Origin of the sequence: Bacillus sp. EKM202B (genome assembly GCF_011066025.1) — a bacterium.
GTDB lineage: Bacteria > Bacillota > Bacilli > Bacillales > Bacillaceae_G > Bacillus_A > Bacillus_A toyonensis.
In genome coordinates, this window is record NZ_JAAMNK010000039.1 from 1 (window position 1) to 20,912 (window position 20,912).

The 20,912-nt window shown below is 34.7% G+C and carries 16 protein-coding genes and 2 pseudogenes; 9 read left to right on the forward strand and 9 right to left on the reverse strand.

All coding sequences use genetic code 11. The features are described 5' to 3' along the window. Positions 1-492 precede the first annotated feature (492 nt). Positions 493-1,695, reverse strand: a complete 1,203-nt coding sequence (locus G9F74_RS26360; RefSeq protein WP_165406316.1) for an MFS transporter — start codon at positions 1,693-1,695, stop codon at positions 493-495. Positions 1,696-1,875: 180 nt separating this feature from the next. Between G9F74_RS26360 and G9F74_RS26365 the strand changes: the two genes are divergently transcribed. After that, positions 1,876-2,754: a LysR family transcriptional regulator gene (locus tag G9F74_RS26365; RefSeq protein WP_165406317.1), complete on the forward strand. Its 879-nt coding sequence runs from the start codon at positions 1,876-1,878 to the stop codon at positions 2,752-2,754. 93 nt (positions 2,755-2,847) lie between these two features. Next, positions 2,848-3,096: pseudogene (locus tag G9F74_RS26370) on the forward strand (transposase domain-containing protein); the annotation flags it as partial. 153 nt (positions 3,097-3,249) lie between these two features. Here the strand turns inward: G9F74_RS26370 and G9F74_RS26375 are convergent. Both G9F74_RS26375 and G9F74_RS26380 read right to left on the reverse strand, forming a co-directional pair. Next, positions 3,250-3,561: a heavy metal-binding domain-containing protein gene (locus tag G9F74_RS26375; RefSeq protein ID WP_046958446.1), complete on the reverse strand. Its 312-nt coding sequence runs from the start codon at positions 3,559-3,561 to the stop codon at positions 3,250-3,252. Between the two features lie 212 nt (positions 3,562-3,773). Next, positions 3,774-5,984, reverse strand: coding sequence for an N-acetylmuramoyl-L-alanine amidase family protein (locus tag G9F74_RS26380; RefSeq protein ID WP_165406318.1), 2,211 nt, complete (start codon positions 5,982-5,984; stop codon positions 3,774-3,776). A gap of 614 nt (positions 5,985-6,598) precedes the next feature. Here G9F74_RS26380 and G9F74_RS26385 point away from each other — a divergent pair. Further along, the gene (locus G9F74_RS26385) at positions 6,599-7,777 is read left to right on the forward strand and encodes a hypothetical protein (protein WP_165406319.1); all 1,179 of its coding nucleotides are present in this window, start codon (positions 6,599-6,601) and stop codon (positions 7,775-7,777) included. 509 nt (positions 7,778-8,286) lie between these two features. Beyond that, a pseudogene (locus G9F74_RS26390) lies at positions 8,287-9,186 on the forward strand (IS4 family transposase); the annotation flags it as partial. A 269-nt stretch (positions 9,187-9,455) separates the two neighbouring features. On the opposite strand, the gene G9F74_RS26395 reads toward G9F74_RS26390, so the two are convergent. The 6 genes from G9F74_RS26395 to G9F74_RS26420 all read right to left on the reverse strand — a co-directional run bounded on the left by G9F74_RS26395 (position 9,456) and on the right by G9F74_RS26420 (position 16,946). Further along, positions 9,456-9,614: a hypothetical protein gene (locus tag G9F74_RS26395; RefSeq protein ID WP_165406320.1), complete on the reverse strand. Its 159-nt coding sequence runs from the start codon at positions 9,612-9,614 to the stop codon at positions 9,456-9,458. A 462-nt stretch (positions 9,615-10,076) separates the two neighbouring features. Then, positions 10,077-11,171 (reverse strand): GerAB/ArcD/ProY family transporter, encoded by a 1,095-nt coding sequence (locus G9F74_RS26400; protein WP_016107082.1) that lies wholly within the window; start codon positions 11,169-11,171, stop codon positions 10,077-10,079. Between the two features lie 107 nt (positions 11,172-11,278). Next, positions 11,279-12,490 (reverse strand): Ger(x)C family spore germination protein, encoded by a 1,212-nt coding sequence (locus G9F74_RS26405; protein WP_165406321.1) that lies wholly within the window; start codon positions 12,488-12,490, stop codon positions 11,279-11,281. A 33-nt stretch (positions 12,491-12,523) separates the two neighbouring features. Next, positions 12,524-14,041, reverse strand: a complete 1,518-nt coding sequence (locus tag G9F74_RS26410) for a spore germination protein (protein WP_050570007.1) — start codon at positions 14,039-14,041, stop codon at positions 12,524-12,526. A 160-nt stretch (positions 14,042-14,201) separates the two neighbouring features. Then, entirely contained in the window at positions 14,202-15,002 is an 801-nt protein-coding gene (locus G9F74_RS26415; RefSeq protein ID WP_165406322.1) for a DUF4046 domain-containing protein, read from the reverse strand. 543 nt (positions 15,003-15,545) lie between these two features. Continuing rightward, a complete protein-coding gene (locus G9F74_RS26420) occupies positions 15,546-16,946 on the reverse strand; it encodes a YcdB/YcdC domain-containing protein (protein WP_165406323.1) in 1,401 nt (466 codons plus the stop codon). A 359-nt stretch (positions 16,947-17,305) separates the two neighbouring features. Here G9F74_RS26420 and G9F74_RS26425 point away from each other — a divergent pair, with 359 nt between their 5' ends. The 5 genes from G9F74_RS26425 (at position 17,306) to dltC (ending at position 20,847) form a co-directional block, all read left to right on the forward strand. Beyond that, positions 17,306-17,668, forward strand: a complete 363-nt coding sequence (locus tag G9F74_RS26425) for an ArsR/SmtB family transcription factor (RefSeq protein ID WP_016107077.1) — start codon at positions 17,306-17,308, stop codon at positions 17,666-17,668. After that, complete coding sequence (locus G9F74_RS26430; RefSeq protein ID WP_016107076.1) at positions 17,661-18,101, forward strand: hypothetical protein; 441 nt, start codon at positions 17,661-17,663, stop codon at positions 18,099-18,101. Before G9F74_RS26425 ends, G9F74_RS26430 begins: the two co-directional genes overlap by 8 nt. Before the next feature lie 100 nt (positions 18,102-18,201). Further along, positions 18,202-19,956, forward strand: a complete 1,755-nt coding sequence (locus tag G9F74_RS26435) for a SulP family inorganic anion transporter (RefSeq protein WP_016107075.1) — start codon at positions 18,202-18,204, stop codon at positions 19,954-19,956. A gap of 85 nt (positions 19,957-20,041) precedes the next feature. After that, positions 20,042-20,566 (forward strand): hypothetical protein, encoded by a 525-nt coding sequence (locus G9F74_RS26440; protein WP_165406324.1) that lies wholly within the window; start codon positions 20,042-20,044, stop codon positions 20,564-20,566. Positions 20,567-20,607: 41 nt separating this feature from the next. Continuing rightward, the gene (gene dltC, locus G9F74_RS26445; RefSeq protein WP_165406325.1) at positions 20,608-20,847 is read left to right on the forward strand and encodes a D-alanine--poly(phosphoribitol) ligase subunit DltC; all 240 of its coding nucleotides are present in this window, start codon (positions 20,608-20,610) and stop codon (positions 20,845-20,847) included. Positions 20,848-20,912: the final 65 nt, after the last annotated feature.

Consider the following 20,912-nt stretch of genomic DNA (forward strand, 5'->3'; position numbering starts at 1 on the left):
TATGTTTTGGGTGTTGTATATGAGTATACCACTTCTACTCATCAGGTAGCATAGTAAAAAAATTGAAGCCCGTCAGGGTTTATTTGATATGCCAACTTTTATAAAATCCAGAAAAGATAATAAAAAACTATATGGAAAGAACACATTTTGTATAAAAATATACCTTAAGTTGATGGATGTGGGGTAAACACACATGCCCATCAAGCTAAGATTTTGAAGTATCCCCAAAACGAAAATTTTATGCTTCTACAGTTATTTATGAGAATTCATCTCGTTTTTTTGTTTTGGGGAACAATGAATATCTTAGCTTGATGGGTATAAGGTCACATCACGAAACGGGAAAAATCGTAGGAAGAAAAGTAATGAAAAAACCGGATTCCATTTCACAAGGAATTCCGGCCCCTTTATGTCAGCGTCTTATCGCACTAAAGATTTCTATTACCTCCACTCCATTATATTTCATAAATTAAAAATACCTTAAGAAAAAATACCCTAAGAAACCTTTTCTTTTTTCACAATAGAACGTGAATTTATTCTATCATGCAGTAAATAGTAAACACCAATTCCGATTATTATAAGGAATGAACAATAAAAATATAATGAGCCATAATCAATTTTAGCTGCTGCAATACCAAAGATAAATGATCCAATGCCGAACCCAAAATCGAATAAAGAAAGGAATGTAGCCGTAGCCAATACTCTCTTTTTGGGAGGTGCTACTTGAATGGCAATAGTTTGAAGACTGGGAAACATGGTTCCCCAACCCAATCCAATAAGGGCTGCTGCTGAAAGAAATAACAAGGATGTATTCGATACACTCAATAAGAATGTACCGACTGCAAAGCATAAAATAGCGGGATAAATTATAATATTTGCCCCGAATAAATCAAACCATTTTCCACTAAAAGGCCGAGAAATTAAAAGGACCACTGCGTACACAACAAAGAAATAACCAGCAGCTTCCACTAAACTATGTTCTTTAGCATATATAGATACAAAAGAAACTATTGCTGAATAAATCAGTGCAAAGAAAGCTGAAATCAATGATACAGGAATGGCGGAAGTTTCTAAAAAATTTCCAATTTTCATATTTGTTTTTTGTTCAATTTTCCGATCTAACATAACAGTTTTCTTAGGTAATTTAACGAATAATCCTGCAACGAGTGCAAAGAGAGAACATAATGCATTTATGATAAACATTAAATTCGTCCCTGCTTGTTGCATAACAGTCAAACCTAAAAAGGGACCAATAGCCATACCAAGATTTAGCGTTAGTCCATAATACCCCATCCCTTCTCCTATGCGGGATTCCGGGATTAGATCGGCAACAATTGCTCCAATGGCCGTTGTTGCCATTCCAAAGCCAATTCCATGAAAAAAGCGAAGAATTAGTAAACCAATCATAGAGTGTGGAATAAAATACAACATTGAAGCTGCGAAAAGTACCAGCAGGGAACTTATAAAAACAATAAACTTTCCTGATTTTTCGATCCATTTACCTGCAAATGGGCGTGTTAGGATGGATGCAATTAAAAAAACTGTAGTAATAAGTCCTGCTTCAGATTCGGTACCATGCAATTCTTGTAAAGCATATATCGGCAGTGTAACCAACAAATAATAAAATGTTGCAAACGCGAGAAAATTAGTAATGGCAATACTGATGAAATCCCTTGTCCATAATTGGGGTTTATCCAATATTTCCACCTCCCATATAATATTAAGCTCCTACGTGTTTGTCTTTCTCATCAGACAAACATTAAAACCCATGCTTGATTTATTTTATTTGCTTACTCATATTATCACCTCTATAATTATATAGAAAATATCTATAATGTTGTTTATATATATAAAAATCATATATATTGGAGGTAAACGATGGACATAAGACAATTACGCTATTTTCTTATGATTGCTGAAGAAGGGCAAATTTCTCGTGCTGCCAAAAAACTTCACATGGCACAACCTCCATTAAGTCAGCAACTTCGACTTATGGAAGAAGAGATTGGTTCCGTACTATTAGAACGAAAAAGAAATGGGAAGACCATGGAACTCACTGAGGCTGGCAAAATTCTATATAAAAAAGCCCAGAATATTTTAAATTTATTTGAGGAGTCGATATTAGAAGTAAAAGAAGCTGGTGAAGGAATTAGAGGTTCTCTATCCGTTGGTATAGTTGTCTCATGTGTTTCTTATCTGCCTAAAAGAATTAAATATTTCCATGAAAACTATCCAATGATTTCATTTAAACTGCGGGGAGGAGATCCAGTTGAAGTGAGTAAACAGTTGGAAAAACGCAATATCGAACTTGCCATTGTTCGTCTTCCTTTAGAAATGGAAGGTCTTTCTATGATTCCTTTGGGAACGGAATCATTTGTTTTTGTGGTACCGAAAAATTGGGGGGATTTCCATTCAAAAGAAGTTATTCAAATGAAAGAGATTGAAGACGTACCTTTATTGCTAGTCCACAGAACGAAGGGAGAGGGAATGTATGAAAGAATTATAGAAGAATGTGAACGATTCGAATTCCAGCCAAATATTTTTTGCGAATGCCCAGATATTAATATACTTCTTTCTTTAGTTGAAGCTGGAATTGGAGCAAGTATACTTCCTAAATCTTCAGTATCTACATTCCGTAATATTGAAATTAAAGTGTTGGATATCCTAGATTCCTCTCTTCAATCAGAGATAGCATTAGTTTGGCTTAAACAACGATATCTTTCCAAAGCAGCACGTAAATTTATCGAACTATTTTAGCTAACCCTCATATCTCCCATCGGTTCTGGTGCAAAAAATCTCTTAAACTTGGATATACTGAGATTACTACTCTATAAAAGGTGTGTGATCAGTATGGAAAAGGAAAATTTGTTCAAATGGAAGCATTATCAACCGGAATTAATATTATTAACAGTAAGGTGGTACCTACGGTACAATTTGAGCTTTCGTAACCTGGTGGAAATGATGGAGGAAAGAGGATTATCAATTGCTCACACAACGATTATGCGCTGAGTTCATCAATATGGGCCTCAATTAGAAGAGAAAATACGGCATCATCTTAAATCAACAAACGATTCATGGAGAGTCGATGAATCCTTTATCGTACAATAAAACGAAATGGTTATTAGGAAAACTATTAATAACGAGTGCTATCTATGCATCTAATTTCGTTTTCAAAAAATATTTGGCCATAAAAAACTGCACCTCTAATTATTAGTTATGTCTAACAATTAGAGGTGCTACTTTTCTATCTATTTACACACGTACAGCTGTACCGCTTACCGCAACCATTAACATTCCGTCACGAACCACTTCGTAGTCTACATCGATACCAACAATTGCATTTGCTCCTTTTTGCGTTGCAAGTTGTTTCATTTCTTCCATCGCAATGTCACGAGCTTCTTTTAATTTACTTTCATAAGCACCAGAACGGCCACCTACAACGTCACGAACAGAAGCGAAGATGTCGCGTACGATATTTGCCCCCATAATTGCTTCACCGTTTACGATGTCTATATAATCAATAATTTCTTTACCCTGAATAGTATTAGTTGTTGTTACGATCATTGCTGACACACTCCTATAATCTCTAAAAATTTATTTTAGTTTTTTATAATCTTATTATTCATTTATACTTGAATCGTCTTTTTTGTATGTGAAATTTTCCCTTAACGTACAATATTTTTTGCCGTTTCGAGCTAAATATAGCATACATACAACAAGGGAATGCAGTACATATCAGCATACAAGCATTCCCTTGCTATCATCAGGTTATTATTTTAGTATGGCATGTAATGTCCCCACTTGTCAAAGTGCTCATCTTTACCGTCGATTTTAAACCAACCGTCTGCATAAAGTGAACCATCTTCTCTAGCACAATACTTAAGGTATCCGTATGCAAGCGGAGAAGGTCTAAATCCACCATCAACTTTGAACCATCCTGTTTTAGCTGCCCCTTTCTCATCGAAGTAATAATATTTATTATCGATAGTTTGCCAACCCGTTTGTGCTTCGCCGTTCTTGTCAAAGTGGTATAGCTTACCATCTATTTTTTCGAACCCTGTTTTATTAACTGATCCGTCTTCATTGAAATAATATTTTTTTCCGTCAATGTCTTTATAATCATTGAACGTAGTATTGTGACCATTTGTGAAATAGTATCTTTTACCGTCTATCATTTTCCAACCGGTATGGAAAGATCCATCTTCTAAACTATAATATTCTATTATTCCCTCACTTTTGTTGATCCCTGTTTTCAAAATCGAACCGTCTTTATTAAATGCTAATACTTTGTTGTCAAACCCAACATTAACAATGCTGTTTATAGCTTCTCCCTTTAGATTAGAAACTCTCTCAAGTGCGCCTTTGTCAGAAAAGTGAAGAATGAAATCTCGATCTTCTAGACGTATTTCCTTTTTATTTACATTGTAATTTTGGAAATAATAAATTTTACCATCTATATCTTTCAAGCCTTCTTTAATAACCACTCCATCAGTATCGGAATAAGTATCACCTTTCCAGGTTGATCGTTGCAAGGAACCATCATCATTGAAGTTGTAGTACTTCCCATCGATTTCAGATCCATTTACAGTAACCATGTAACCATCAGTCGGGTGGAAATAATAAGTCTTCCCCTTAATGTCTTGCCAGCCTGTCAAAAGGACTCCTTCAGCATCTGCAAAGAAATACTGATTCTCGCGATTTACCCAACTGTTCTTTATTACATTTCCAGAAGAATCTTTTGCACTATATTTAGTAGGGTCCTTTTCATTCTTTATCATCTCTATTTTGTCATACTTCTGTCTCTCATTTTCTTTACCCGGATACCACTCTATTAACCAATTGTGAATTTCATTGTTGCTTTTTGTAAAACGAAGTTCAGAACTGAAACTCCAATCAGAACCGAATTGTTGGATGTAAGAATTCCCAGACAAACGTACGCCATTTTTATTTATTAAATGGAACTGGAATTTACCGTCGTGATTATTTCCTGTCTGAACGAGTTCAAATACTTCATCGTCACCAAGTGAATCGGAATATTGAAGATTTTTTTCTTCTTTTCCTGAAAGATATTTTGAACCTGTTTTTACGATTACTTTATTCGTTCCTTTTTTATAAGGGATAATTTGATAAGGGTTACCATGATTTAGGTTAGTGAATTCTATATCAATAGATGTCTCTAGGACGTGAGTACGCTCCGCCAATACATCAGATAATCGATCATAAAAATCTGCACGAGCTTTAGGGTCATTATTAACATAGTTGTCAAGGACATCTTTAGATACTGGCTTTGAAGTCAATGTTATCAATTGTTTTTGCTTATCTGATAATTTATTTTCTATCTGACCATATAGGTAATCCGAATTTCTAGCAATCACCGTCCAATCGCCAAAGGAGTCGCCGGAATATTTTTTGTAAAGTGGACCAAGAAATCTTGGGTTTTTACCAGATGCTTTTTCTACAAATGCATGTTGGCCTTGATTCATCACAACTCCGGTCTTTCCTTCGTCTAATTGTGCTTGTGTAATGTAAAGAAGATCGTGTTCTGAGACATTTGCTCCATTAGGGTTTAAATCTATAATTGCACCTGCTTCAGTAATTTTAAGCTGCTGCCCAGATCTGAGTTGATGAATTTCAATTTTTCCATTTGGATAGCGTACTTTAACTGGTTTAAGAAAATTCGAATCACCTTGTGTATGATACATGGAAATATTAAATTCCCCAGATGTAAAACTAGGAGCTTGGTAAGTTTCATTTTCTGCATATACATCAATGTGAGTGCCAGGGTCTCGATCCCCTGGGCTTATTCCAAGTGCTTCATAAGTGTTTGCTACAGCACCTAATACAGTAATACTTATATCTATTACCGTACCTATCCCTGCGCTAGCTTTGTTTTCTGCAATAGGAGCGACAGAAAAAAGAATACCTAATGCCGCTGCAGTAGGAATTACTTTCTTTCCAATTCCAATTGTTTTAAATTTTTTCTTCATTTTTGTTGTCCTCTCTTAGTAAGATTGAGCCTAGATTGCTTACATGTAACACTGTAAAAAATAAACATATAAATACTGTCGTATATTGATTTAAAATATAAAATCAACATTTATAAATTCATCTTAGTTTAAAAACCTTTCAAATTTCTTTCATAAATGTTACAAAAGTCTTACATTAATATATTGTAAGATTTTGATTTTTTCGATATTCTATATTTTTTCAGCTTGGCCCCATGCTCATTAACCGAAGATTTTTAAGTATCCCCAAAACAAACTTTTTATTTGTAAAATGAATGAAGTAGTAAGCAAGAAAGGCTGGCAAAATGCCAACCTTTCTTGTTTTTTGGGTCTTAATTTTTATTTTAATAAGATATATCGGTGGTTTACTTATGTATCAATCATTTTATTCCTATCGGTATGTCCAAGTTTTAAAAATTACTTACAAGAGTCCTGAAGTGTTTGTATGAGAAGCAATGAAAGGGTTTTGTAATATTTATGAAAGACTTTTGAAAGGGATTTAAATTAAGATGAACTTATCGATATGAATGTAAATATGTTGGAAATAGTATAAATTAGAAAGTAAGGAGCACATCCATGAAGGAGAAGATAAAGAGATGTATAAAAAAATCCCCCCTGTAGGAATAGCGATAGGGATTGTATTCAGTTTCAACCCATTTACAAAACATAAAGCGAAAGCAGACGTTGATACAAGAGAAACGATTCTTACAACATTTGGAGATACCTATGATACGTTTCTAAAAGAGCCCTTTGTTATTTTTTTATCCGAACAAAGTGCTAAAAATGATTATCTAGCTAACAATGAAAACCGTGCTTACAAAGCTCCTACTTTTAACAAAGGAGAATTTGGTATTAGTGTGTATGATTATTATAAAAACCAAAACTTTTCTAAGAGAATTAAAATTTTCTATAAAGATGGGAAAGTTGAATATAAAACGATAAAACATGGTCAACAACTTCTAATTAAGCAAGCTGGTATCATAGTGGACTTAAATCCAGATGCCTCAGATCTATATGAACGCGATGTGTATTATATTACACAAAAACAATTAGATGAAGGGAATACTGGTATTGCGCTTACGAATTGGCAAACATATTACTTAAGAAGTGACAATCGTGGTCAAATGAATGGTCCTTTAGCTCTAAAATTTATTAGACAGGAGTTTCCAAATATAAAACCAGGTAGTGCTTCTTTTGACCTAAAGAAACTTTTTCATGCACTACCGGAAGAGAAACGAAAACTGGCAACGATAACTTCAAATCCAGTAAAAGAATCTGGAATTTTTAGTTATACCTCTGCTGAGCTTGCTGAGATAAAAAGACATAAGCTCGCCGTCGTTACACAACATAAAAATGAAGAATGTTCTTCTATTTCTGTGAAAATTAGAAATGGGGATAACGTCTTGCGAACATGGGAGGGGAGTACGGATATTTCTACTTCAGTTAATTGGATCCCAGAAAATAGAAGTATATTTACAATTATTCCAATTGAAAAAGGATCTAACAAGGTGTACATAGAAGCAAATGCAACCTATCTTACATCTGCAAATGGTGAGGTGGGCGTTACAGAATTTCGCGCTTATGGACAAGTATGGACACTTGTTAATTATGGATTTGAAAGCTTCTCTTTAAAAAATAACCACGGACAATATTTATCTGTTCATGATACATCCGTATGTCTTACTGACAAGCCTGATAAAAACACTATATTTTCCGTTACTATTCAAACAGATAAATGGAATGAGTGGTTAGCTAAATGGTATTCTAGCAAATAAAATGCAAGTTGATATAACCGCTAGAAGCTTTACAAACATTTTTAACGAGTAACGAACCAACAAGCCCATTTTCTATACGTTAAGGAAATCGGCTACACAGATCCCTAAGTTGTTTTTAATCAAGCTTTATTTCAAACCAAAAATAATTCGCCCTTACGTTGAGTATATGTATGCAACGTAAGGGCCCTTTTAAATTCATATTTTAATTTTCTTGGTTAAGATAACGTATATATCTCGGCTGAACCCCTTATTCCCCCTTTTCGAGGGGATGGGCAAAAACACCCTACTTAAAATTAGATTCGGAATGTATCAAGTACATTATCTTATTCTTCTTTATTAATTCCAATGGATCTTAGTGTAATTTGTGGTATACCTCAATTAAATGTTGCTTTTTATCCATCTCTTTTTTGAACCCTTTTGTTTTTAATAATTTGAATGTATAATTTTTTGTGTTTTTTTAAAATCAATGAAATTAGATAAAAGTCAATATTTAAGGGAAATGAAAGTAAACATTTGGCACAGAGTGTTTAGCAACATTACGTCCTGGAGACCTATGTATTCGAGATTTAGGCTATTATTCACTGGATGATTTAGATCAAATGGACCGACGTGGCGTGTATTATATATCAAGGCTCAAATTAAACAATATGGTATATATTAAAAATGAATTTCCTGAATACTTTCGAAATGGGACAGTAAAAAAACAGTCTCAGTACATCAAAGTTGATTTAGAACACATTATGAATACCTTAAAACCCGGACAAATCTATGAAATCAAAGATGCTTATATCGGAAAGGACAAAAAACTATTTACTAGGGTGATTATGTATCGATTAACAGAAAAACAAATTCGTGAGCGTATGAAAAAACAAGTGTATACGGAAAGTAAAAAAGGGATTACGTATTCAGAAAAAAGCAAACGATTAGCTGGCATGAACATATATGTTACCAATACACCTTGGGAGATTGTTCCGATGGAACAAATACATGATTTTTACTCTCTCCGCTGGCAAATAGAAATCATCTTTAAAACTTGGAAATCTCTATTTCAAATTCATCATTGGAAAAATATCAAACAAGAGCGATTAGAATGTCATGTTTATGGAAAACTCATTGCCATTTTTCTATGCTCTTCTACTATGTTTAAGATGAGACAATTAATTTTACAAAAGAAACAAAAAGAATTAAGTGAATATAAAGCAATTGGAATGATTAAAGATCATTTACACATCTTGTATCAAGCCATACAACAAAACACCCAAGAGATAACAAAGGTTCTTATCCGTCTGTTCCACCTCCTACAGAAGAATGGACGGAAATCTCACAGATATGAGAAGAAAACTGTCTTTGATATTTTAGGTGTTGTCTATGAGTATAATGGATTAAAAAAACAAAAGAAAGCTGCATAATTTTTGAAATTTGGCTGCTTGAGGTTTATTTAGTATGCTCATTTTTAAGGATACAAAGTATTTTAAGAGTTTTTCCGCTCATATGAGCGAAAGTTCACTCTGCTTTCGTTCTTAAGTTGATGGGCATGTATGGTGACCCCTACTATAATAATGAACGGATTCAGAGGAAATTAGCTAACATGTCACCTATAGCTTATAGGAAACATGTTGTCTAGGTGTTTTTTCTTTGTCTCACCAAATGGGGTCAGACCAACGGCTTAAACTTCACTCTACATCAAAGTGTTTTTTCTTTCAACAGAAACTTCAAATTTCACTTCACCATTCTCTACACTAATCTGTGTCACTACAGGGACATTTACAATCTGCTTTTCTAATCTTTTTTCTAACTCTTTTTTCTTTCTAAATTGTATTAAGTCTATTATCTTCATGTTGTATACCCCCTTAGATACGAATATTATACATTACCCATGTTTTATTTGATATGAAATATTCATATTATTACGAATTTTTTACAATATATTATATCGAGGGTGAAAAAGAGGCTTCAATATATAGTAATCCCTCTTTTCCCTTACTTCATATATACATAGGATTCATTCGCTTTTTCAGCCAAATAAGGACTATTCAGGATTGGAAAATTAATGTTTTTTTAATGTCAACTGAAATATTGCCTTCATAATAGGGAAAATAAACTAGCGTTTATAAAGGTATACCTTTAAGGGCATGGCCTGTATCCTTATAAAATCAAGGTTTATCACGTTTACAAATATGTTAAAAAACATTTATAAACGTTTATTAAATCTACATGAGCTTTATAAACCTCTTAACGTACAATTTTCTCGAAATGATATGGTGACCCCTTTTATATTATTTTTGTACTAGAACCAAAACTATGACTGTACTCTTTTTCGAATCGCAGCTATAACCAATAACAGAGCTGGTATGACAATTTGAAGTGGAATATGTAAAAATAGTGGTACTTTCTTCAGTCCAATTTCTATATGTTCCATATAATTGTCGGCAATCATAAGGGACAATGGAACTATACTAACACCAAACAGAACAATCATCGAACGATAGCTTTTCATTTTAAACAACTGGGCAGTTCCTAGTGCTGCACCATATAGAAATGAACCTACCTTAAAAAAAACGCCAACCATCATTGTTATCGTCACAACTGCATCAATTCGTTCAATAAAATTTCCGACATGTGACAATCTCACTGCTGCGAGTAGTGGATATGTCTCCTTACTAATCCAATCAGGCCCTATAACCGAAATAATGTTGATCATATTTATAGTCAATAAAATGCCAGATGCAAGAACAACCGTCATTCCTAATTGCTTTACTTTTTTCTGATCCTGCAATGCCGGCCAAAACATCATAAATACTACCATTTCCCCGAAGGGAAACGTGATGGTAAGGGGAAATGCAGCTTTCCATACTGATACAATCCCTTTTTCTAATACAGGTGTGAGATGTTGTATATGAGCAATCTGGGAACTATATATGATAATCCATGTTATGACCGAAATGAGAAGCAGAGCAGGAAAGAATACTTCCCCAGTACGGCCAAATACTTCAACCCCACCATATAAGCAATACACAATTACAACCATAAGACCACCCATAACAATAATCATTGGAGTTTTAGGCAAAAGAGTTCCAGCTATAAGCTCTCCAAAATCTCTTGTCACTCTTGAAGCTATATAAATAAAATACAGAATGTAAATTGTAATCAAAGGATAGCCAATAAACTTACCTACAATTTGGGGAATCATTTGTATAAGTGTATCTCCTGGATGATATTCAAATAATTTTGTGTACATCCACATTAAAATTAGTCCGCAGAACATACTGACTAGAATTACTAACCAGGCATCTTGTTTGGCTTCTGCTCCTAATCCAAAGATTACGGCACTTCCTATTTCGAAAGTCAGCATTATATAAAAAAGTTGGATAAATCCTATTTTTTCTTGTATCATGTATCGTTCTCCTCTGTATCGATTATTTAAATATAGGAGATATGCGTGAAATAAAATCAGTTTAGCCTTATACCAAATAATAAGAGCCATTTATGCTACTATTTGTTTTATTCTATTTCTACTACTTCTTCTTTCTTTAAACCTGCCGGTGTAGTAAACAACCCAGGTCGACTTATACGCACCTTAATATTTATTTTCACATCGACTTTTGGAAGGACCTTATTCCAATGATTTTTGGCCTTCGCCCACTCTTTCGGGTATTTGCGGTGAAACGCATCTGCGAAACCAAAAGCGTCTGCATTCATTCCTGTCTTTACTTGTTTTAGGGACAATTTTATACGTTGTTTGATATCCTTTTCTAATTTTTTTTCTAATTCCCTTCCCATTTTAAGGCTCATAATATCAAGATTACTCCCATTTTGCACAATCGTACCCACTGCTGTGATTTTTGCTGTGATCTTCCATTTTCCATTCCTAATGGTAGGAACGAGCTTTGTGGTTCGTTGAATAGGGTCTAGCGATATAGATCCCCCTTCTTTCCATTTTACAGTAACTGAAGTCACTTGGATTTCATTTCGTAACCACAATATTCCTCTTGTAACCTTGGTATTAACTTGGCCAACCATTTTATTTTTTTTTAAAATAGCTGTTCCAATTATAGAAGCAATTGTTTCGTTTTGTTTATCCCCAGCAAATGGAGGTAACTTTTGAATGAAAGGCAAGAGAGCTACCTCTGCGTTACCTGTTAACATTTGTTCAAAATCTTTTAAAGTAATATTCGCGCCAACATGCAGCTCAGATAACCTTCGGAGTACTTCTCCAATGTGTTGCTCTAAAGGTGGTTTTAATTCTAGGATATTAGCTGCTTTCCCAGAGCTGACAAACAAATGAGCACGTTCTCGAGGTTCGGGATGACGAAGTAAAAAGTCAATTTGCTTATGAATTTCTCCTTCTTTAGCGAGCTTTTCTCCGATAATGTACGTTTTGCAGTGCCCCCAGAAGATTTTACGTGGGAATTTTGTCTGGAGCTTTGACGCAGCATCCGCCATATTTTCTCCAATCGCCGATCTTACCAAGACCTGAGCCACTTCTCCACCTCCACCTGATCCCTGCTGCCCACTACTCACGGCTCTAGGAATTAAAACTTGCACAGTAATCCTGATATTTTTTCCTTTTTCTTTGTCAATGGCAGCCCCTAACACCAGGGCCGTGTCATTGATTTCCCTTCTGTCCCAGCAACCAGCTAGCAAGAAGCTAGCCGCAAAAAAGAGAAGAATGGCAAACGCTTTTATAATCTTTTGAGATAGAAGGGGAGTCATCCTTAGTCACATCCTTTTTTTAACATCTTCATTCTACGATTCATCTCCTTTACTAGGGGTCGGTTTTTGTCCAGGATCCTGTCGATTTGAGTTGAATTCTCCAGTTAAATGGGGCCTTGTGTCCATCATCCACCATGGAGCTCTAATCAAGGTATCTTTCAACTCACGACCTTTCAGCGGAGCGATCGGTGTAAGGTATGGAACCCCAAATGAACGCATTGTACATAAGTGGACGATGATGGTAATTATCCCAAGCATAATCCCAAACAAACCTAGGGAGCCGGCAAGAAAAATAATAGGAAAGCGGAGCATCCGTAACGCAATTCCTTGCGTATAGTGTGGCACCATAAAAGATGCAACACCTGTAATCGCGACAACAATGACCATAGGCGGGGAAACCAAACCTGCTTGGACAGCAGCTTGACCAATAACCAAAGCTCCAACAATACTAACAGCAGCCCCAACCTGTTTTGGAAGTCGGACCCCTGCTTCACGCAGCGCTTCAAATGTTATCTCCATCATTAATGCCTCTACAAGTGCTGGGAAAGGAACACTTTCCCGTGAAGATGCTACACTAATCAATAAAGGTGTCGGTACCATTTCTTGATGATAGGTAAGAACCGCTACATACAAGGAAGGCAATAGAAGCGAAAAAATCATAAATGTAAAGCGTAATAGACGAATAATCGAACTAACCAAGAACCGCTGATAATAGTCTTCCGGTGACTGAAGTAAGGAAAAAAAGCTAATCGGAGCAATTAAGACAAATGGAGTGCCGTCTACTAAAATTCCTACACGACCCTCCATGAGATTTGCAGCAACTACATCCGGTCGCTCCGTATTGATGAGTTGGGGAAATGGTGAATAAAACTTGTCTTCAATCAGTTCCTCGATATAACCACTCTCCAATACACTATCTATTTCAATACGGAGCAACCGATTTTCGACTTCCTTAATAAGGGTTTGATCTGCAAGCCCTTCTACGTAAGCAATGACAACACGAGTATCAGTATAGCGTCCGATTTTCATCGATTTCATTTTAAGGCGAGGACTTTTAATTTTTCGTCGGAGGAGGGAGGTATTGACTCCCAATGTTTCCACAAAACCTTCTCGTGGCCCCCGCACACCACTCTCTGCTTGCGGTTCTTCAATCGATCGCTTTTCCCACTTGGCTAATCCCAAGGCGAAACCAGATGTTTCTTGATGAATGAGAAGTACAGGATTCCCAATAGATATATGTTCTATGCAATCTGTAAATGTTTTGACTTCTTTCATCTTTGAAATATGTATTTTTTCTTCTAGCATTTCATAAAGACTACGAACACCCTTTTCTGTTTCCGACATAAGCGGAGGAAGCACATTCTTATCGATTTCCTCACTATTCGATAATCCTTCTATATAAACAAGAACGCCTTTGGTTTGTCCACCAATTAAAAACGTTCGAAAGACCACGTCAAAGCAATTATCATATATGGAGCGAAGCGCCTGTAGATTTTCATTTAAGTCAGAAGAGAGCAAAACTTGTTTCCCATTAACTTGCAGTTGTTGCATATGATAGTGGTTTCCTTTATGAAAACGGAACCGTTTTCGATTGTTTCGAAACAATATAGACATCTCCTTCCTTTTTATTCAATATTACCCAAAATAATGTAGTAAAACTTACCCTTATCTTTTCATGTATCTATAAAAACTATCCTACCTAATTTAAAATTTACTCAACGATTTGAACAAGTTCTCTTTTAATGTTTTCATTTGCACATGAGGAACGCTGTTCTATCTGTTTTTCTATCCATTGTTTTACCTTACATAATCGTTGTTCAAAAGCCATCTGATACAATCCTGTCATTCGATAGTTAATAAAATGCTTGTAAGATAGTCGTTGAAGGGCCTCTTGATAGGAATAAAATCCAATTTTTTGAAAAAGCAACCACTCCATTGCTTGCAGTACATTTTCTTTCCCCTTCCAAAAATTCATAGGAACAGTTGAAAATTCCCATGGATGAAATTGATTTGGATAGAGAGTTTCAATGATGTGATATGGAGAATCTCCAAATATACTAAAAACACCCCCAAGTCCATTCTGTTTAAAAAAATGACGGTTTATTTTCACAGGAATTTTCTGGATGGGAATAGAGTGTTTTTCCTCAATGACATACCGAACTGCTTCTAGCGCTCTTTTACGACCTTCTTTCCCCTTCCAATATCCATGTGAAACCTGTTTAAATTCTAAAGGGTGAAATGTTCCAGAGTACGCATTTTGCATCATATCGATAAAATTCCATCCATGTAGCTGAGCAGGAGGACGCAAACGATAATCCCATAAAGTTTTTGCGCACACGCAATGAGGAATTTGTTCTATGGGGATACTCAAATATTCCTCAAGTAAATAACGTGTGATGTAGGCTAAATATTTCTTTCCTTGATCTCCCACAAAAAAATGATTAGGAAATCGGAACATTTTCCCTTCTAATATATCCCGATACAGTTGAATCACCTTTTCTTTTTCTGTCACATGTAGTTCCTCCTTACTGAAAAATCTGTTTATATATTAACCATTCAAAATAATTCATATCCATATAAATGGAATGTTTATCAAAAACTTGGATTCATTAAAATACGACTAACCTAGAGAGGTAAAGATCATAATAAGACACATTTTAAGGATTAATAGCTGTGTTTTACAACTAGAGATTTGTATGACATCTTTCCTAATGATTAAGGCTATTAATCATAAAAAAATTACAGTTTTTTATTAACTATGCACAAAATATCCCAATAGAGTAAACCCTATTGGGATATTCTTTTGATCCTGATATAATGGTTGTCACTTTAGGAGTTATTTTGGCACTATAAGTAAATATAAAAAGCCCAATTTCTCATTAAAATTGAGAAATTAGGCTTTTTTCGTTGCTCCATTAAAGCGTCCTTTAATGGAATAACTATCTTAAAATCACTTAATTTTTAATTAACTATAGATTTAGTTGAATAAGAAAACATAGTTGTTGGTTAGTTAATTTTGTCCCTTTAAACCTGTCCAATTTGACGTCATTACATGTTATTTATCTATATTAGAAATAACTGCTCCAGTCATGGCATCAATGTACTGGATGGAGGTCCTAGAATGACGATCACACGCTTGATAAACAAGGATATAGGATTCTGTTTCACTATCATAATTTTTGTTCCAAGCTAATTCAAAATCCAAATGATTGATAAATATTTCACTTGCTTCTTTTTTAGAAATAACCGGTTCAAAAGGGATTTGGCTCAATTGTTCCATATCAAAACGCGGTCCACTATAATGATCAACCTGTCCTGTTTGACGATTAATAACAACCATAACTAATTCAAGTTGAATTGGTATACCATGACCGTTATGCATATGGAATGTATATGATTCTTTCATTGAAGAATCATCTTCTTCCTCGTTTTCTCGAACAATCAGTTGTAAAAACGTAATGGCTTTTTGATAACATGCCTCACGACTAAGTCTAAGATCGCCACTTCGTTCCTTAAACCACATAAAGCTTCTGATTTTACCAGTTTTCTTGGAAATAAAGGCTTTAACTGTATCTTCTGACTGTCTTTTGAAAAAGCCATCTATAGATAATTCCCCTTCCTTCATCTCCCAGTTCCGATCGCGCCACACTATGCCCGTTTCTTCTCCCATATCTACTTCACGAATGACTTCCATCCTCTTGGTAATACCAATGGTATCTTCAATAGATAAATCTTTTCGTACGGTCGTACTCGAAGGAGGAGTAAGCGAGACATATGTTTGCGGAGCGTCTTCGTCATGTATAATCGTTAACGTTGGTTTCAAAACGTCAGCTTTATATTTCATAAAAAATTGCTCAGGTTCGTACACAAGACGGAGTCCATCTACTGCTACATCATGAGTAGCAGTAGACAACTTTGCAATTGTCGGTTGAAAATTAAGTCTATTTTGTACGTGTTCAACCAGTTTTTCTTTTGGAATCAACATTTTCGGAATATCAGGAACCCTTTTCACACCTTGATATGTAAAGTTAACAATATTCCCCGCGAGGTCTATATCAATATAACAACCAGCATGTTCTAACGGTAAGTCCATTACAATTTGTTCATAGTAAAAACGGTCTGCACAAGTAATTTTTTTTGTTTTATAGTCTGTTAAATCTTTTAATGCTTCAGGATAATGGCTAAGTAAGAATTGTTCAGCACATTCTCTTTTTTTCTCTATATTTAAAGGAATCACATCTGAATTTTTATCGTTATTATCAATTAATAAACCAGTCAAATTACCAGATAAATCCACGTCAATAGTAATACCCTCATCTTGTTCTTCATTTATCCATGAAAACATAGCCTCCCCTTCTCCGTTCTCTCGCTCAACATACTCCTCTATGAGAGGTTGAAAATGATTAGGAATTTGGACCATCGATATTGCACGTTTCTTTAATTCTTCTCTTAGCAAGCCACCTCTGTATTTTTGATATTTCTTTCTCTTTCTCCACTATTCTAATTTTACATTACTTATAAGAATTGATATACTTTTTTGCATTTTCCAGATTCTTTGAATAACTTCAGTATAATAACTATTTCGAAACCTTTTCAAAAAATCCCTGCATATTCCACAAAATGGTCCGATTGCTGAACAAAGTTTAAAATGTACACATTTAGTATTTGTTACAAAACTCGTCGTTTTTGTTACGGGAAACATTTTAAAGTTTGTATTGAAATTTCGAATTTCTAGAAGTATCATATACATATTCAAACATCTGAAGATGTATATGATACTTTTGGATTTTTAATTAAAAATAAGAAGGTGTTTTAATGGGAAATGAAATGCAACAATTTAAAGCTGATTTTTTTAAAGCTTTATCACATCCTTTGCGAATAGGTATTCTAGAACTATTGTCAGAGGGTAAAAGAAGTGTAAATGAAATTCAAACCATCCTTAACAAGGAAGGTTCAGCTGTTTCTCAACAATTAAGTGTACTACGTTCAAAAAACATTGTCGTTGGTACGAAAGATGGAAAACGAGTTTTATATTCTCTACGAGACCCTATGATTGTAGATTTACTGGTGGTTGCACGGAAGATTTTTAACAACCATTTAATCGATACGATTTCAATGTTAGAAGAGCTAGACGAAACAGAAAGTGAAACGATAGTTAAGGAGGGGGCAGTTGAGTAGTGAAGTTAAGAAAGAAGATATCATCCAACATGGGATTGAAATTTTCCACTCAATAGGAGCTCATCATGTTTGTAAAGTTTGTATTAAAAGCGGGAATTCTTGTTGTTTTTCATGCCAACATTTACAAGATGGAGTTGGATGTCAAAAAAGAAATACAGCTTGTACAGCTTGGTTATGTGGGATTCAAGGTTTTTTATTTGATCAAATTGGATTATTAGATGAATGGAATCGTTTTTGGAGTGAAATCCCAGGACAGATGTTTCGTAGAGATATGACTCCAGATAAGGTAAGGATTACATCGTTTATTGATACGAAGAAGCTAGATAGTCGAGCTGGAGAACTTCTAGCGGAAAGGTTGAAATCCTACGTACAACAAGGTGGAAATGTAGGTAAATTAGAGCGTCATTTAAGAAAAACGTATAGTAAATATTAGGATAATGTTTTATTTTGTAAAAATGAAAATCTCCTCTATAAAGGAACGAGAAATACATTTGTAATCCAGATTTATTATAAATAGAAAAGAAGGGTTTGTAATGAGAGGATTATTTACGGGAAGGTTTGAAGGATATTCATTGGGACATTTTCAAAAGGATCTTCTGTCAGGAATGATTGTTGGAGTTGTTGCGATACCACTTGCTATGTCTTTTGCAATAGCCTCTGGTGTTAAACCAGAGTATGGAATTTATACAACATGTATTGCCGGAATACTCATTTCGCTATTTGGTGGTTCAAAATATCAAATTGGGGGACCTACAGGTGCCTTTGTTCCAATTCTTTTAGGCATTGTCATTACCTATGGATATGAAAATTTACTACTTGCTGGTTTGTTAGCCGGAATTATCTTATGTCTTATGGGAATTTTTAAACTGGGATCTTTAATTAAATTTATCCCACGTCCTGTAACAATTGGTTTTACGTCAGGTATTGCCGTCATTATCTTTACGGGACAAATTGCTAGTTTTTTAGGTCTAACAGGTATAAAAAAACACGAGGAATTTATAGCAAACCTACAGGAAATCTTTACTCATATTAGTACCACCAATTTTTATAGTGTTATAACTGCTTTGATTTGCTTTTTCGTTATACTCATCACACCAAAAATTTTACCCAAAGTACCTGGTTCATTAGTAGGTGTTGTAATTTCAACTGTCATTGCAACTGTATTTTTCTCAGGCCATGTGCCTACTATTGGTACAGCGTATGGTACGATTCCAGATACACTTCCTCAATTTGATATACCAGAAATCACAGTAGAGCGTATCAAACAGTTAATTGGCCCTGCATTTGTTATTGCAATGTTGGGTGGTATTGAATCTCTTTTATCCGCTGTCGTGGCAGATGGTATGACAAATAGTAAGCACAACAGTAACAAAGAGCTGATTGGTCAGGGCATTGCCAATATTGTTACCCCGTTATTTGGAGGGATTCCGGCAACTGGAGCGATTGCTCGAACAGCAACCAATATTAAGAGTGGAGCTACATCTTCGATGTCAGGAATTATTCACGGGGTATTTGTGTTATTCACACTTCTACTATTAGCTCCATACGCTTCGCATATTCCACTTGCTAGTATGGCTCCCATTTTAATGGTGGTAGCTTGGAACATGAGTGAGCAAAAACATTTTATTCACATCCTTAAAATGAAAACGGGGGATTCTCTGGTATTACTTGTAACATTTCTATTGACTGTATTTACAAGTTTGACAACAGCTGTGGAAATTGGACTTATTTTAGCTGTTATTTTATTTACAAAACGTATGAGCAACATACTTGTCATATCTAAAGTGCTTCCTGATCATACAAGGAAGCATGAAAAATTGTTACCACATGTGGTAAATAAAGCTCATGATTGTCCACAAATTAGTATTTATACAATAGAAGGACCGTTATTCTTTGGAGCTGCTCAAACATTTGAACAAAACATTTTAGCGACCATTCATTATAAACCCAAAGTTTTAATTTTGCGTATGGGAAAAGTTCCTTTTATTGATACAACAGGAGAGTCTTACTTTAGGAATATTGTTCAGCATTTTAAAAAGCAAGGTGGCATACTTCTCATGTCAGGAATTCAATCCGAGTTAAAGACAACTCTAGATAAGAATGGATTGTACGCTGAGATTGGAGAAGAAAACTTTTTTGATCATACCGGAGAAGCCATCAACTATGCTTTAAGACATTTGAATACAATAAAGTGTATAGGATGTAAGCATTTCGCTTTTCATGAATGTACCGGGCTTTCTCGGGAAGTGAATACAATAAAGAAAAAGTCAAATGCATTAGAGTTTTAAAAATTCACTTCACTTACAAAGTTTGTTTGATTTGATCTACTCTTTTAATCATTTTATTAAAAAATAGAGAAGGAGAAAGTTTACTTTGGAGAATGCGGAGAAGATTTTTACAAGGTTTGAACAAGAAGGTTTTTCATACATCCAACATATGATCATGAAACAGCAAGAAGAGAATATCTTCCTTACATTTCAATGTAAAACAGATTGTACGATTAGTGTTCTTTCAAAAGATGATAAAGAGAATTATGAAAAAATCGTGTCATTTTTTTCTTGTGTTTCTGGTGGTGTAATTGTATGGGGAATAGATTCAAGTAAAAACAAAAATGGTGTTAACATGGCTGAGAAAATACAACCTATCTCTAATGGAAAGACGTTTTTAACGAAATTAAATGGTTTGTTTTCGAAAGACATTCCAGCTATACAGCCCAATGTTAAAAACATATACATTCCATTCCCTAAAGAAAAGAACAAAGGGTTTGTAATCACATATGTTCCAGGGAAAAATTATTTGTTAAATCTGAATAACTATTACACAAAAACTAGGGGTAGCTTTGTAATGATGATGGGACAGATTCTTTTAAATGATGTGTTAAAAAATAGAAAACCATGAAAAAATTAATGATAAATCATGGGTATAGAGGAGCATAAAAAATGTCTGAATTTAAAGATCAAGTATTAAATGTTTTAGAAGAAGTATGTGAAAATGATATCGTAAAAGATAACCCAGATGTGCAATTATTTGAAGAAGGGATTCTAGATTCTTTTGGTACAGTATCTTTATTGGTAGAATTTCAAGAACGTTTAAACATTGAAGTGTCTATTTTTGACTTCGACCGTGATGAATGGGCGACACCGAACATGATCATTAAGAAACTGAATGATCTGCGATAAAAATAGATGCTTGAGACACAGATAAGAAAAGCTTCTTACATTTTAACTTCGTAATTGTTATTCTT